12 protein-coding genes and 1 other RNA gene are annotated in these 14,487 nt (G+C 57.0%); 7 read left to right on the top strand and 6 right to left on the bottom strand.

The annotated features are described in order from the left end of the window. Positions 1-141: 141 nt before the first annotated feature. Both ligA and RGW60_RS10960 read left to right on the top strand, forming a co-directional pair. Positions 142-2,502 (top strand): NAD-dependent DNA ligase LigA, encoded by a 2,361-nt coding sequence (gene ligA / locus RGW60_RS10965; protein WP_322204595.1) that lies wholly within the window; start codon positions 142-144, stop codon positions 2,500-2,502. A gap of 114 nt (positions 2,503-2,616) precedes the next feature. Further along, on the top strand, positions 2,617-3,783 hold the full coding sequence (locus RGW60_RS10960; RefSeq protein WP_322204593.1) for a zinc-binding metallopeptidase family protein: 1,167 nt from the start codon (positions 2,617-2,619) through the stop codon (positions 3,781-3,783). 26 nt (positions 3,784-3,809) lie between these two features. On the opposite strand, the gene RGW60_RS10955 is transcribed toward RGW60_RS10960, so the two are convergent. Then, complete coding sequence (locus RGW60_RS10955; RefSeq protein ID WP_322204591.1) at positions 3,810-4,295, bottom strand: GNAT family N-acetyltransferase; 486 nt, start codon at positions 4,293-4,295, stop codon at positions 3,810-3,812. A 218-nt stretch (positions 4,296-4,513) separates the two neighbouring features. On the opposite strand from RGW60_RS10955, the gene ffs reads away from it, so the two are divergent. Next, positions 4,514-4,610: signal recognition particle sRNA small type (gene ffs, locus RGW60_RS10950), an RNA gene on the top strand. 220 nt (positions 4,611-4,830) lie between these two features. Here ffs and RGW60_RS10945 read toward each other — a convergent pair. The 4 genes from RGW60_RS10945 to RGW60_RS10930 form a co-directional block, all read right to left on the bottom strand. Continuing rightward, positions 4,831-5,370 (bottom strand): hypothetical protein, encoded by a 540-nt coding sequence (locus tag RGW60_RS10945; RefSeq protein WP_322204589.1) that lies wholly within the window; start codon positions 5,368-5,370, stop codon positions 4,831-4,833. A gap of 231 nt (positions 5,371-5,601) precedes the next feature. Next, a complete protein-coding gene (locus RGW60_RS10940) occupies positions 5,602-6,498 on the bottom strand; it encodes a DUF2167 domain-containing protein (protein ID WP_322204587.1) in 897 nt (298 codons plus the stop codon). A 110-nt stretch (positions 6,499-6,608) separates the two neighbouring features. Beyond that, the gene (locus RGW60_RS10935) at positions 6,609-8,309 is read right to left on the bottom strand and encodes an acid phosphatase (protein WP_322204585.1); all 1,701 of its coding nucleotides are present in this window, start codon (positions 8,307-8,309) and stop codon (positions 6,609-6,611) included. Between the two features lie 121 nt (positions 8,310-8,430). Next, positions 8,431-9,207 (bottom strand): transporter substrate-binding domain-containing protein, encoded by a 777-nt coding sequence (locus RGW60_RS10930; protein ID WP_322206894.1) that lies wholly within the window; start codon positions 9,205-9,207, stop codon positions 8,431-8,433. A gap of 163 nt (positions 9,208-9,370) precedes the next feature. Between RGW60_RS10930 and dnaX the strand changes: the two genes are divergently transcribed. The 4 genes from dnaX (at position 9,371) to recR (ending at position 13,799) form a co-directional block, all read left to right on the top strand. Beyond that, positions 9,371-11,485 carry a DNA polymerase III subunit gamma/tau gene (dnaX, locus tag RGW60_RS10925; RefSeq protein ID WP_322204583.1) on the top strand — a complete coding sequence of 705 codons (2,115 nt, stop codon included), beginning with the start codon at positions 9,371-9,373 and terminating at the stop codon, positions 11,483-11,485. Positions 11,486-11,550: 65 nt separating this feature from the next. Beyond that, positions 11,551-11,877 carry a YbaB/EbfC family nucleoid-associated protein gene (locus tag RGW60_RS10920; protein ID WP_299831232.1) on the top strand — a complete coding sequence of 109 codons (327 nt, stop codon included), beginning with the start codon at positions 11,551-11,553 and terminating at the stop codon, positions 11,875-11,877. Between the two features lie 223 nt (positions 11,878-12,100). Continuing rightward, complete coding sequence (locus RGW60_RS10915; protein ID WP_322204581.1) at positions 12,101-13,135, top strand: NADP-dependent oxidoreductase; 1,035 nt, start codon at positions 12,101-12,103, stop codon at positions 13,133-13,135. Between the two features lie 61 nt (positions 13,136-13,196). Further along, on the top strand, positions 13,197-13,799 hold the full coding sequence (gene recR / locus RGW60_RS10910) for a recombination mediator RecR (protein WP_322165081.1): 603 nt from the start codon (positions 13,197-13,199) through the stop codon (positions 13,797-13,799). Positions 13,800-13,877: 78 nt separating this feature from the next. Here recR and RGW60_RS10905 read toward each other — a convergent pair whose 3' ends face one another. Next, complete coding sequence (locus tag RGW60_RS10905; protein WP_322204579.1) at positions 13,878-14,426, bottom strand: adenine phosphoribosyltransferase; 549 nt, start codon at positions 14,424-14,426, stop codon at positions 13,878-13,880. Positions 14,427-14,487: the final 61 nt, after the last annotated feature.

The following is a 14,487-nucleotide window of genomic DNA, read 5'->3' as shown; positions in this document are numbered from 1 at the left end:
GATCGCGGACAAGCCCGCTCTTACGGGATTTTGCATTACTGTGTAGGCGTAGGCCTGATCGTGATGGGGCCGCAAGGCCCGCTAAGCCGAACCAATATTGAGCAGCTTCGGCTGCTCTTTTGCTTTTTGAGAGAACACCGTATGAACGCCGCTGAAACCCGCATCCTCGAACTGCGTGCCGAGCTGGATCAGCACAACTACCGTTACCACGTGCTTGATCAGCCGAGCATCCCGGACGTTGAATACGACCGCCTGTTTCATGAACTCAAGGCGCTGGAAGCCGAAAATCCGCATTTGGTCACTCCCGACTCACCGACTCAGCGGGTCGGCAGCGCGGCGCTGTCGGCTTTTACTCAGGTGCGCCACGAAGTTCCTATGCTCAGCCTTGGCAATGCATTCGAAGAAAACGACATGCGCGAGTTCGACCGCCGTGTGACCGAGGGGTTGGATTTACCAGCGGGCGATCTGTTCGGCGAAGGCGCGCAAGTGCAATACAGCTGCGAACCGAAACTCGACGGCCTTGCCGTCAGTTTGTTGTATCGCGATGGCGCGTTGGTACGCGGCGCAACCCGTGGCGACGGCGCCACCGGCGAAGACATCAGTGTCAACGTGCGCACCGTGCGCAACATCCCGCTCAAACTCCATGGCAGCGGCTGGCCAGCAACGCTGGAGGTTCGCGGTGAAGTGTTCATGTCCAAAGCCGGCTTCGAACGGCTCAATGCCAGCCAATTGGAAATCGGTGGCAAGACTTTCGCCAACCCGCGTAACGCAGCTGCGGGCAGCTTGCGTCAGTTGGATTCGAAGATTACCGCTAACCGGCCCTTGGAATTCTGCTGCTACGGCCTGGGCCAGGTCTCTGACGTGTTTGCCGACACCCATATTGGGAACTTGGAAAAGCTCAAGCAGTGGGGTGTGCCAGTCAGTCGTGAATTGAAGCTCGCCAACGGCATTGGTGAATGCCTGGATTACTATCACGACATCGGCGAGCGACGTCTTTCGTTGCCCTATGAAATTGATGGCGTGGTGTTCAAAGTCAATGATTTAGCGTCCCAGCGCGAGCTGGGTTTTCGTGCCCGTGAACCGCGTTGGGCCATCGCCCATAAATTCCCGGCGATGGAAGAGCTGACCGAATTGCTCGACGTTGAATTCCAGGTCGGGCGCACCGGTGCCGTCACCCCAGTTGCGCGCTTGAAACCGGTAAAAGTTGCCGGTGTCACCGTTGCCAACGCTACGCTGCACAACATGGACGAAGTGGCGCGTTTGGGCTTGATGATTGGCGACACCGTTATCATCCGTCGCGCCGGTGACGTGATCCCGCAAGTGGTGCAAGTAGTTCTCGAACGCCGCCCGGACAATGCTCGCCCGGTGCAGATTCCGGAAAAGTGCCCGGTGTGCGGTTCCCATGTCGAGCGCACGCAACTGGTCAAGCGTAGCAAAGGCAAAGAAACCATCAGCGAAGGCGCGGTCTACCGCTGCGTCGGTCGACTGGCCTGCGGCGCGCAACTCAAACAAGCCATCATCCACTACGTCTCACGGCGCGCCATGGACATCGAAGGTCTGGGTGACAAGAGCGTCGAACAACTGGTCGACGAAGGGCTGGTGGCTTCTCCGGCAGACCTTTACACGCTGGCCTTCGAACAAGTCGTCGACCTGGAGGGCTTTGCCGAAGTCTCCAGTAACAAGCTGCTTAAGGCGATCCTCGACAGCAAGCGCCCGACCCTGGCGCGCTTCATCTACGCACTGGGCATCCCCGATGTCGGCGAAGAGACGGCCAAAGTGTTGGCGCGTTCGCTGGCTACACTGGAGCGGGTCAAACAAGCGCAGCCGGAAGTCCTCACCTACCTGCCGGATGTCGGGTTGGAAGTGGCTCACGAAATCCATAGCTTCTTTACCGACGCGCACAACATCACGGTCATTGAGCAACTGCTCGAGCGCGGGTTGGAGATTCAAGAACAGGGTGAGTTGGGCGCGGAGTTCGCAGCCAGCACCACCTTGGGCGGGATGATCGACAAGCTGCACATCCCGGCCATCGGCCCCGGCGCCGCGCAGAAATTGGCCGACAAATTTGGCACCTTGCAGGGCATTCTCGACGCTGACTGGCTGGACATGCGTCAGGCGTTGGCCGAGAAGCAAGCGAAAGCCGTACGTGATTTTTTCGATATCAAAACCAATGCCGAGCGTGCGCTGGAAATAGAGGCGCAGTTGAAAGCGTTCGGCATGCATTGGCACAGCGAGAAAAAGGTCGTCGAAGGTTTGCCGCTGGCGGGTCAGACCTGGGTATTGACCGGCTCGCTGGAATTGATGAGCCGCGACATCGCCAAGGAAAAACTCGAAAGCCTCGGTGCCAAGGTGTCCGGCTCGGTTTCGGCAAAAACCCAGTGCGTGGTTGCAGGTCCGGGTGCCGGCTCAAAGCTGACCAAGGCCAGCGAGCTGGGCCTTAAAGTGCTGGATGAAGAGGCGTTTGTGGTGTTCTTGAACACCCACGGTATCGACGTGAATTGATCAGCGTTTGCGGCCCACGGTAGGTGCCGTAGGCCTCACCCGTGCGCTTGATCAAATACAAGGAACCCCCGCAGCGACACGTGATCTAGTGCTGGCACCCACAAGGAGATCGTCATGTTCCGCTTTTTCGAACAACTCAGCTCACGTATCTGCGCGCCATTTGTGAGCGAGACCAAGCGCAACAGCAAGGTTTGGCAGTGTCACTGCGGGCAGCCGATCTTCTTTGCCAATACTCAGTGCCTGGCCTGCTCGGCCTGCTTGGGCTATGTGCCAGAGCAGGGCAGGTTGGTAACGTTGGAGGGCGGGCCGCAGCCCAACAATTGGCGCCTGACCGATGAGCCCCAAGCAGGGCTTTATCGGCGCTGTGCCAACGTCGACACGCCCGCAGCCTGTAATTGGCTGTTCCCCGACAGTGAACCGGGCGAATTCTGCATTGCCTGCAGCCTTAACCGGACTATCCCCGATCTCTCGATCCCGGAAAACGCCGGGCGCTGGTGCAAAGTCGAAACCGCCAAGCGGCGCTTGGTCGCGCAGTTGATATCGTTGGGTTTGAAAGTGATTTCGAAATCCCAAGACGAAGACACCGGCTTGGCGTTTGATTTCGTCGGCGTCGACCTTGAAGGCAAACTGCCCACCACCGGCCATGCCAACGGCCTGATCACCCTTAACATCGAAGAAGCAGACGACGCCCACCGCGAAGCCATGCGCGTCCAGCTGCATGAACCGTATCGCACCTTGCTTGGGCATTTTCGGCATGAAGTCGGCCACTATTATTGGGACCGGCTAATCGCTGACACCCACTGGCAGGATAATTTTCGCAACCTGTTCGGCGATGAACGCGCCAGTTATGCAGACGCCCTCGAACATCATTACCAGAATGGTGCCCCCGCCGATTGGCAACAACACTATGTCAGCGCCTACGCGACCATGCACCCCTGGGAAGACTGGGCAGAAACATGGGCGCATTACCTGCACATGATGGATTCGGTCGACACCGCGCTCGGCTTCGGCATGAGCGCCCGGGACATGGACTTCGATTATCAGCCGTTCACACTGGAAACCCTTTACGACCCCCTGCACCCCGGTGGTCCGGCGTTCCTGTCATTCCTCAACGCCTGGATCGAACTTGCCGGCATGCTCAACGAACTGTCCCGCAGCATGGGTCAACCGGATTTCTATCCGTTCGTCCTGTCCCCTGCGGTGATCACCAAGCTGCATTTCATTCACCTGGTTATTCAACAGGCTGGCGGCAAGGCGGATGAGGCGCTGCAAACGAAGTAGTTTTAGTAGCGGGCCAAACCGAAACCCTAAAGCTTCAACGCCAACCGCCGCTCATACCCAATCCTGCCTCGATACGCTTCGCCGGTATCCACCCAGCCGTGGCTCAAATACAAACCTAACGCCGTCGTATTATCTTCATCCACCGACAACATCAGTTGCTTGATATCAGGCCAAACTCGCCGCGTCGTGTTCGGGAGGGCCTGCAGACAAGCCTTGCCCAATCCTTGGCCCTGCTTGCGCCGATCAATCTGTAACGCATGCAACGTTGCCGCATCAGCATCCGCCCACGCCGGTAGATAAATGCCGCGCTTGAGCAGCAAAAAACCCACCGGCACCGCGTTTGTCAGCAACGCAAACCCGCGGATGTCCGACGTGGCGTTGACTAACAGTGAGTTCAATGCCCCGTGGATGTCACCGGAAAACGACCGCTGGGCGTCCATCACCTTAACGTTCGTTAACTGCTGTCGCTGAATGTCTGACAGGTCTTGATAGCAGACCAGTTCAATGTGCATCGATGAAATCCTTCAAAAGCGCGTTACGTTTGCTCAGGACGGGGAGTTTACCGGGATTTTTCGGCAGCTGGTCTACATGCAGGGTGTCTTGGCTCAACCCTTGTCGTACAAGTGCCTGAGCTCCCTCGTATTTTTAATCGCAAGCAACGGTTGTAAGTTACCGCCAGACCGGTACAATGGCGCCGTTCACCGTCAGGTGAGCGTCGTTATGGTGACCCTATCGGTCCCCCCGCAACGATTACCCGTGAACCTGGTCAGATCCGGAAGGAAGCAGCCACAGCGGGAACATTGTGTGCCGGGGTGTGGCTGGTGGGGTTGCCTCCATAACGCTACTCATTGGTTCTCAATGAGTGTTTTAAAAACTTCTGCAATCCTTCTCAACTGAAAACCGTCAGATGCGTTTAGTGTGGGCTGTGGTATGATGTCGTATTGCCATCTTTCTGGTCGTTTTTTGACAGCAGTCGCAGAGCAAGTAAGACCAAAACCGCTTTATCGTCAGCGACTCCATTCCTTGTGCTGTGGAGTACCCCCGCAGCTACTGATAATCGCCCTGACTCTTCCAATGCGTCGAATCCGAAGGACCACTGGCGTCCAGCTCAGCAAGGCCACGGGCGCCGGCTTGTATTTGCTCGCGGCGGGATTTGGCACTTAAGTTGCCGAAGGTCTGAAGTGCTGCACTGAGCAAGGTTTCGTGTGCTTCGCCGCGTAACAGGTGCGCGGCGACATACCAATGCCGATACAGCTGCTCTTCCAGCGACAGCGGCCCAAGTTCGCTGGCATTCATCACGGCCCAAAACGCCAGCGATTCGCTGTCTTTGGTGTCCAGTTCGAACATCGCTTCCAAGTCCATCCCTGCCTGTTTAAACAGGTTGTGTGCCTTGTGCGTCATCCGGTGAAACTCCGGGGGCGCGAGGCCATTGTCATGTTCAGGCGAGGCGTTGTGCAGAATCGTCGCTGCTGCCCCCACCAGCGTATGGATCGCCACTGGGTCGGCGCTGGCGAATAATAAGCGAATGGCAAGGTTGAGTTGCCGATGGGCGGCGTCGAGTCTGGATACGCGGAAGGAGGCGGTCATGGCGGCAGCGACTACTCGTGGTAAGTGGGGCGTGTGTCGGCGTTTGGTCAGTTTAGGCCAGGCGCCGAAGATGAGAGGATGCTACCGGAATAACTCATCTGACATCCGGCAGGCTGTTGATATGGTGTTTGTCGATTTGTTCGACGTCGATCTGCAGGCATAAAAAGCTGAGCAAGTCGCTGTCCGCATAATCCGGGTTCGCGTCACACATGACAAGACCGCTCTAAGTGGTTACTTATTGCGGTTAAAAAACTTGCGAACGACCCCCACTGCAACCATCAGCCCGACCACCAAGAACTTCTTCGCCGCTAGCAAAAGCACTCCAATTTTGGCGAACAGCCCAGCCTTGGCGGCTAGCCCACCGGCAACCAGGGCCGCCAAGCCATATTTGGCCAGTTTGTCGGTGCCTGGTTCGTAGTCGGCATAGCGATTGCCGTCGGTGAAGTTGGTGAACGCCAGGACGTGAGGCATTTCCCGCTGAATGGTTGCAAGATCGCTCATTGAGGCGACGGCATTCAGCTCTAGCACGCCTTGGCGACCGAGCACGCGGATGCTGTAGTTGAGAGTGTTTTCGTCGGTGTTGTCAGCTTTCAGTTCGCGCGCCCAATACATCTTATGGCTCTGATCGTCATAGTGCGGCGGTTCGGCCCAGCCCAATAGTTGCAGGCCGGCGTAGCCTTGTTTGCGCCGCTCGTTGTTGTTCTCTACATCGTCTTCCTGCATTTGCTTAAGCATTTCGGTGTAGTCGATCTTGGCGGCGTCCTCATCGGATACGTGCCCATCGTCTTTGTAACTGACCAGTACGCCCCAGCCACCGTGGGACATCGGACTGGTGGCTTGCGGTACGATCATGCCCAACGTTGTATGGCCCGGTGGATTGCCCCAGCCTTCAACGAGCAAACGCTCAGTGTCTTGCGGGGTGAGGTAATAGAAATCGTCGTTCAGGCTGAGTGTGGCGACGCCGCCTGGCAGATCAACAGTGCCGTGCTGCGGTTTCAGCGTTGCCATGAACTGGGCGGCGGTTTGCCGAGGTTTGGCAGAATCGCCAGAGGTGGGAGTTGCAGCGTCTGCGCGTGTGGTTAAGGCACACAACACGACAGCCGCCATCAGCAAGCGCACGCAATTCATCGTAGTCCTTTACATTCAGTAATGAGTTTGGCGGCAGCTTAACGAAGCGGGGGGCAAGGCACCATAAAAAAACCGCCATGGGCATGGCGGTTTTTGGGTATTGCCATCAATCAGCCAAAAAATTGCAGCGCGTTGGTCAGGTCGCCCATGGGCTCTTGGCCTCGGGTTGCCATCGCTTCGTCTCGCATCTTTAGCCCGTCCAGCTTTTCAAGACCATGCACCCGGGTAATCAAGCGCAAAATCGAAGCGGTGTCATACGTGGTGTGGTCCACCGTGCCCCGTCGGGCAAATGGCGAGACCACCAGCGCCGGAACCCGAGTGCCAGGGCCCCAGCGATCACCTTTGGGTGGAGCAACGTGGTCCCACCAGCCACCGTTTTCGTCAACGGTGATGACAATCACCATGTTTTCCCACTGCGGACTGTTACGCAGCACTTTAATGACGCGGGTGATGTGGCGATCACCCGCCGCTACGTCGGTGTAACCGGCATGCATGTTCAGGTTGCCCTGAGGTTTATAAAACGTGACGGCGGGCAGCTTGCCGGCCTGGGCATCCGCGAGGAATTTATTGGTGCTGGATTCATCGCCTAAGCCTGCGTCACGCAGGCGCTTGCTGCGTTCACCCGGGTTTTCCGGTCCTTGTTTCTTGAAGTAATTAAACGGCTGATGGTGGTACTGGAAACTCGGGATTTTCGGAATGCCCGCCGAATCTTTGAACTGGTCGATGGTGGCCTGCCACGCGCCGGCATACCAGGCCCAATCGACGTTTTTCTTCGACAGCTTGTCGCCGATGTGGTCGTGGTTTTGCGCCACCAGCACATTAGCCACGTCCGCTTTCGCATATTGCGGGCGGTCGGGGTCACGAATCCAGGTCGGCCAATACGGCGGGGCCATGGTGTTGACGGCATAGCCATCCGGCGTCAGCAAGCTGGGACCAAATTGGGGCGGCCCGGTCATGGCGCTGGCGGGAGATTTCTCTAACGGCTTGAGTCGAGTGTCACGGGGGTTGTCAGTTTGTAACGTGGCAATCTGCTGTTTAGCCGGGGAGTTGGCTACGTCCGGGTAGAACGGTACGGCAGCGGAGATCAGGTATTGATGGTTAAGGAACGAGCCGCCGAAAGCACCTTGGAAAAAGTTGTCACACAAGACGAACTCAGACGCCACGTCCCACAGACGTAAGGAGTATTCAGTCTGCCCGTAGTGGCCCATGGTCAAGCCACCGGAATCCGCCCACGCGACGAAGCTGTCATTTTTGCCGTCGTTAATCTGCATTTGGTTTTGGTAAAACACATGCCACAAGTCGCGGGTCACCAGGCTCAGTGGCAGGTCTTCGCCGTCGGGGCCTTGGAGCGCATAGGGTTGGTTGAGCAGGTGTTCCTGGAATTGGGTGCCGGCGGGGTAGGTCACGCCGTCGACGGTCTGCGGTCCGATTTGCAATACACCGCCCCATACTGGGGGCAGGCCTTCCAGCACCTTGCCGTCGCGGTCACGTTGTTGGTACTCGACAGGATCAAGGTCTGCCATCGGCTTTTCAACGCCGGGAAAGTTGCCGAACAAGTTATTGAAGCTGCGATTTTCGGCGTAGATCACGACGACCGTTTTCACATTGTCACGCAACGCCTGGTCCAGAGCCGCGCCGGTTAGCGGTGAAGCATCCGGTGCGATGGGCTTGTCGTCCGCGCTGACGTAAGCGCTGAGGGTAGCGCTCACGCCAAGCGCTGCGACGCCGCCGAGAAAACGCCGTCTGCTGACGTCAGGAGGATTGTCGCCAGCAAGTGGTTGCGAGGTTTCTTCTTCTTTTTTGTCGCTCATGACAGGTTACCTGCGTACTTGACTGAGATCGTAAATGCTGATTTCGAAGGAGCGTAGCGAGGCAATGTGACGGTGATGCTACAGCGCAGAGTGAGGATGTATAAACGCTAAAACACGGCATTCAGCGAGATTGCGACTCAGACACGGGTCTAACGGCCAACGGCGCTGGAGCGCCATAACGTTCTAGAATCTGATCTATCTCGCCGGACATTTTCATTCGCAGCAAGGTTCTCAGAATTCGCTGTACTGGGACACTGGGGTCGTTGCGAAGGACGCAGCCTACCGGTTGTTCCTGAATGATGGCAACCTCGCGTAGCTGTTTGTCAGGTGCAAGGCTGCGGTTGAACCAACGCATCGACCATTGATTGGCCACCGCATAGCGGTAGCGCCCGGCGATAAGTTTTTGCAACACCAGGTCTTGGCTGCGAGCATCTTCGCGCACCAATTGGTGGCTATTAAACAGCGTCTGCAGGGTAGGGTAGACGTAGCCCAGCACGGTGCCGACGCTTTCTTTCGCGAGTTGTTTGGGGTCGACTGGCGTTGGGTTGTCTGCGGTGCTGATCAATAAATCGCGCTGAGTTATCAGCGGCAAGCTCCAGATGTAGTCGCCGGACATGTTCGGCACCCAGGACTGCGCCGCGTAGCAACGAATATCGACCTCGCCATTCTCCAAAGCGCTTTGCACGCGTAGACGCGCCAGAACGTGATATTCGGTGGGCAAGCCCATGTGGCGGCCTAGGCTTTCCATGATGTCGAACAAAAAGCCGCCGCGGGGTTTGTCGCCGTCAATAAGCACAATGGGCATAGACCAGCTGTCGGCAATCGAGAAGCGCAACGGAGCATCCGCCGCGAAACTTGAGCAGGACGCTAGCAACAAGACACTCAATAGCAGCCGCATTCGGTTTATCGGCGTGAGCATTACGATGCTATTCAAGTCAGACCCAACTCCTGGACGCATTCAATTGATGAGCGTAGCTATATTAGCGCCGGACACCGGATGCAATTTTGCCCCTGCTCCGCTAGCATTAGCGGTCTTCCGCTTTCAGTCGCGATGGTTATCGATGAGTTATCAGGTTCTTGCACGCAAATGGCGTCCGCGCTCATTCCGCGAAATGGTCGGCCAGACCCATGTGCTCAAGGCCCTGATCAATGCGCTGGATAGCCAACGGTTGCATCATGCCTATTTATTTACCGGTACGCGCGGTGTGGGTAAAACCACCATCGCTCGCATTATCGCGAAATGCCTGAATTGTGAAACAGGTATTACTTCTACTCCCTGCGGCACCTGTTCAGTGTGTTGTGAAATTGACGAAGGGCGTTTCGTCGATTTGATCGAAATCGATGCGGCAAGCCGGACCAAGGTCGAAGACACCCGTGAACTGTTGGAAAGCGTGCAATACGCGCCGAGCCGCGGACGCTTCAAGGTCTATCTGATCGACGAAGTGCACATGCTTTCTACGAGCTCGTTCAACGCCTTGTTGAAGACCCTGGAAGAGCCACCGCCCTACGTCAAATTTATCCTGGCAACCACCGATCCGCAGAAGCTACCGCCGACCATCCTGTCGCGTTGTTTACAGTTTGCCCTGAAAAACATGACACCGGAGCGTGTGGTCGAACATCTGACCCATGTACTGGGTGTCGAAAATGTGCCGTTTGAAGCCGATGCGCTATGGCTGTTAGGTCGTGCGGCCGATGGCTCGATGCGTGACGCCATGAGCTTGACCGATCAAGCGATTGCGTTCGGTGAAGGCAAGGTCATGGCGGCGGATGTTCGGGCCATGCTCGGCACGCTGGACCACGGGCAAGTCTATGACCTGTTGCAGGCATTGCTCGACGGCGATGCGCGGGCAATGCTCGAAGCCGTGCGCCATTTGTCCGAGCAAGGGCCGGACTGGAATGGCGTGCTGTCGGAGATTCTTAACGTACTGCACCGCGTAGCGATTGCTCAGGCCCTGCCCGAAGCGGTTGATAACGGTCATGGTGACCGTGATCGAGTGTTGGCATTGGCGCAAGCGTTGCCCGCCGAAGACGTACAGTTTTATTACCAAATGGGCCTGATTGGTCGTCGCGACTTGCCCCTGGCGCCCGACCCGCGAGGGGGATTTGAAATGGTCCTGTTGCGAATGCTGGCGTTCCGCCCGGCAGACAGCAGTGATGCACCCAGGCAACCACTAAAGACAGTGGGGATCAACCCGGCCACGGTTGATTCCATACAACCCGTGGTCGGTGCGATGCCCGATGTACCGGTAACTGTTGCCACTCCAGTGGCTGTGCTGGCGCCGGTCGTGGCAATACCTGAACCGGCTATGGTGCCGGTAGCCGTTGAGCCTGTCGCGGTTGCTGCAATTGAAGTTGATCTGCCGTGGATCGAGCGCGCGCCGAGTCCACCCGTGGCGGTCGAGCCAGAACCAGAACCAGAACCGGTTGCCGAGTCGATACCCGAGCCAATGCTCGATACCGTCGCTGAGCAACCCGATCTGACGCCAATGCCTGCTCAGGCACCGGCCAGTCCAGTCCCGGATGCTCCCGATGTGGTTGAACCTGCCGCGCCAGTCGCAGAAGTGACGCCGGCCATGCTTGAACAGATTCCAGATGCATCGTCGTCGGTCTTGGCGCCGATGGAGCGTGACGATGAGCCGCCCGACGACGACAATTTCGATGGTGAGCTTGATATTGATCCGGCGTCCTACAGTTATCTGGATGAGTTGGCCCACGACAGTGTGGCGGACGTCGTCGAACCTGAGCAGTTACCTGCGCTAATGCCCGCGACCGGGCTGGCGCTGGATTGGCTAAACCTGTTTCCGAAGCTGCCCATCTCAGGCATGACCGGCAGTATCGCCGCCAACTGTACGTTGATGGCAGTGGACGGCGATCATTGGTTGATGCACCTGGACCCGGCCCACAGCGCGCTGTTCAACACCACTCAGCAACGTCGGCTCAATGACGCCCTGAATCAATACCATGGGCGCACGCTGACCCTCACTATCGAGCTGATCAAGCCCGAACAGGAAACCCCGGCCCAGGCAGGTTCGCGCCTGCGCGCCAAGCGCCAAAGCGAAGCAGTCACATCGATCCATTGCGATCCGTTCATCCAACAAATGTTGCAACAGTTTGGTGCGGTGATCCGAGAGGATACGATTGAACCTGTAGATACTCCGGTGGCTCAGACCCTTTAACTAATGCGCGTGGTGCCCGCAGGGTGTTGCGCAGACAAACCCCACAACGTTCGAGGTGAATTCTCATGATGAAAGGTGGCATGGCCGGCCTGATGAAGCAGGCACAGCAGATGCAAGAAAAAATGGCCAAGGCGCAGGAAGAGCTCGCCAACGCCGAAGTTACTGGCCAATCAGGCGCTGGTTTGGTCAGCGTAGTCATGACCGGTCGTCATGACGTCAAACGTATCAGTCTCGACGACAGCCTGATGCAAGAAGACAAAGAAGTTCTCGAAGACTTGATTGCCGCAGCGGTTAACGACGCCGTGCGCAAAGTCGAGCAGAACAGCCAGGAAAAGATGTCCGGCATGACCGCTGGCATGCAGTTGCCTCCAGGCATGAAGCTGCCGTTCTAAGTTGCTTTGGTATTTATGAGAAGCCAGGCCCAGTGTCTGGCTTCTTTGATTTTTTGCCGACTCCAACACCTTTAGAGCCAACTTGTTGGCAGAAGGGTCAAGCGTGGCGTGCCCGATATGCCACCCTCGCCAACACGCTGGCGCTACAAAAATCGAACCGAACCCCCAAGCGCCCAAACGGTCTGCTTCTATGATCCAACTTATTGCTGAAGGAACCGCTTCGATGCCGCCAGAACTGATCCTCAATCAACGCATTGTTCTCGCCTCGCGCCCCAACGGCGCGCCGACCCCAGAAAATTTCCGCTTGGAGCGAGAAGCGTTGCCTGACCTGGAAGAGGGCCAAGTGCTGCTGCGCACCTTGTATCTGTCTCTGGACCCATATATGCGCGGCCGGATGAACGATACGCCGTCCTATGCCGAGCCGGTTCAGGTCAACAACGTCATGACCGGGGGCGCCGTCAGCTGTGTCGAGCAATCACGCAACGTCCGCTTCAAACAGGGTGATCTGGTTGTGGGTATGACTGGCTGGCAGACCCATAGCATTTGCGATGGCACCCAAGTGCTGCCGTTGCCAAAAGACTTGCCCAGCCCCTCCATGGCGGTGGGCGTGTTGGGCATGCCGGGCATCACGGCCTATATGGGCCTGATGGAAATTGGCAAACCCAAAGCCGGTGAGACATTGGTAGTGGCTGCAGCCTCGGGTGCTGTGGGTTCGGTGGTGGGTCAAGTGGCGAAGCTCAAAGGCCTGCGGGTGGTGGGCATTGCCGGTGGTCCCGATAAATGCCGTTACGTGGTTGACGAGTTAGGTTTTGACGCCTGTATCGATCACAAGAGTGAGCACTTTGCCCAAGAGTTGGCCGATGCCTGTGGCAATGGTATCGACATCTACTTCGAGCTGGTCGGAGGCAAGGTTTTCAGCGCTGTATTGCCGCTGCTCAATGCTCGTGCACGTATTCCGCTGTGTGGGTTGATCGCGCAATACAACGCGCAGGCGTTACCTGAAGGCACCGATTACTTGCCATTGCTGATGCGAACATTGCTGACCAAGCGTGCGCGAATTCAGGGGTTTATCGTCTTCGAAGAATACGGTGATCGTCATGCGGAGTTTCTTGCGGCCATGGTGCCGTTGGTGACAGAGGGCAAAATCAAATTCCGTGAGGACGTGGTGGACGGCCTGGAGCAAGCGCCAGAAGCGTTCATCGGCATGCTGCAAGGCCGTAACTTCGGCAAGCTGGTGGTCCGGGTCGCTGACGCTTGATTGACGCTAACCGGAGGCGCGGGTATAAACCGCGTCTCGTTGTTTTGTCGGACCTTTCTCCATGAGCTTCAGTCCCCTGATTCGCCAATTGATCGATGCCTTGCGCACATTGCCGGGTGTCGGTCAGAAAACCGCCCAGCGCATGGCCCTGCAATTGCTAGAGCGTGACCGCAGTGGCGGCTCGCGTTTGGCATTGGCCTTGAGCCAGGCCATGGAAGGCGTTGGCCATTGCCGACTATGCCGCACGCTTACTGAAGATGACTTGTGTCCACAATGCTCCGATGTACGCCGCGACGACACGATTCTGTGTGTGGTCGAAGGGCCCATGGATGTCTATGCCGTGGAACAAACGGGTTACCGTGGCCGTTACTTCGTGCTCAAAGGTCATTTGTCGCCGCTTGACGGCCTGGGTCCAGAGGCCATTGGGATACCACAGCTGGTTGCGCGCATTGAAGAGCAAGGCTCATTTACCGAAATCATTTTGGCCACCAACCCCACGGTCGAAGGCGAAGCCACGGCGCATTACATTGCTCAGCTGCTGAGTAATAAAGGCTTGATTACCTCGCGAATCGCACACGGCGTTCCGCTGGGCGGAGAATTGGAATTGGTCGACGGCGGCACCTTGGCGCATTCATTCGCGGGACGTAAGCCCATCGCGTTGTAGTTAACGCTAAGCAACAGAGGCGCACCGTTTTCAACGCGGTGCTGCTGCGCATCCAATTCCAATCCAGTTCCCACAGGTTTATTTGTCGCTCAATGCAAAACGGGTCAGGCAAAACGTCGGGATACCCATACCTTCCAGGCGCTGTGAACCGCCCAATTCAGGCAAATCGATAATCGCAGCGGCTTCATAGACGTGCGCACCCATGCGCCGGACCAGATTGGCAGCCGCAATCAGGGTGCCACCTGTGGCAATCAAGTCATCGAACATCAGGATCGAATCGCCTTCGCACAGGCTGTCGGCGTGTACTTCCAAAAAGGCTTCGCCATATTCGGTTTGATAACCTTCGGACAGCACGTCTGCGGGGAGTTTGCCTTGCTTGCGAAACAGGATCAGTGGCTTGTTCAGTTCATAAGCGACAATCGAACCAATTAAAAACCCCCGTGCGTCCATCGCGCCGATATGGCTGAAGTCAGCTTCGATATAGCGTTGGACGAAGCTGTCTATCACCAGTCGCAGTGCTTTTGGCGATTGAAACAGCGGGGTGATGTCGCGAAAAATAATGCCGGGCTTAGGGAAGTCCAACACAGGGCGGATAAGAGATTTAAAGCTGAATTCGTCGAAAATCATCGAGAGGATCCTGGGCAGGGTGGCTGGGCGCTAGTCTAACGCTCAGCCGCCAGGAATCCCA

The sequence above is a fragment of the Pseudomonas sp. AB6 genome (assembly GCF_034314105.1).
Lineage (GTDB): Bacteria > Pseudomonadota > Gammaproteobacteria > Pseudomonadales > Pseudomonadaceae > Aquipseudomonas.
This window is presented reverse-complemented; position numbering and strand designations above follow the sequence as displayed.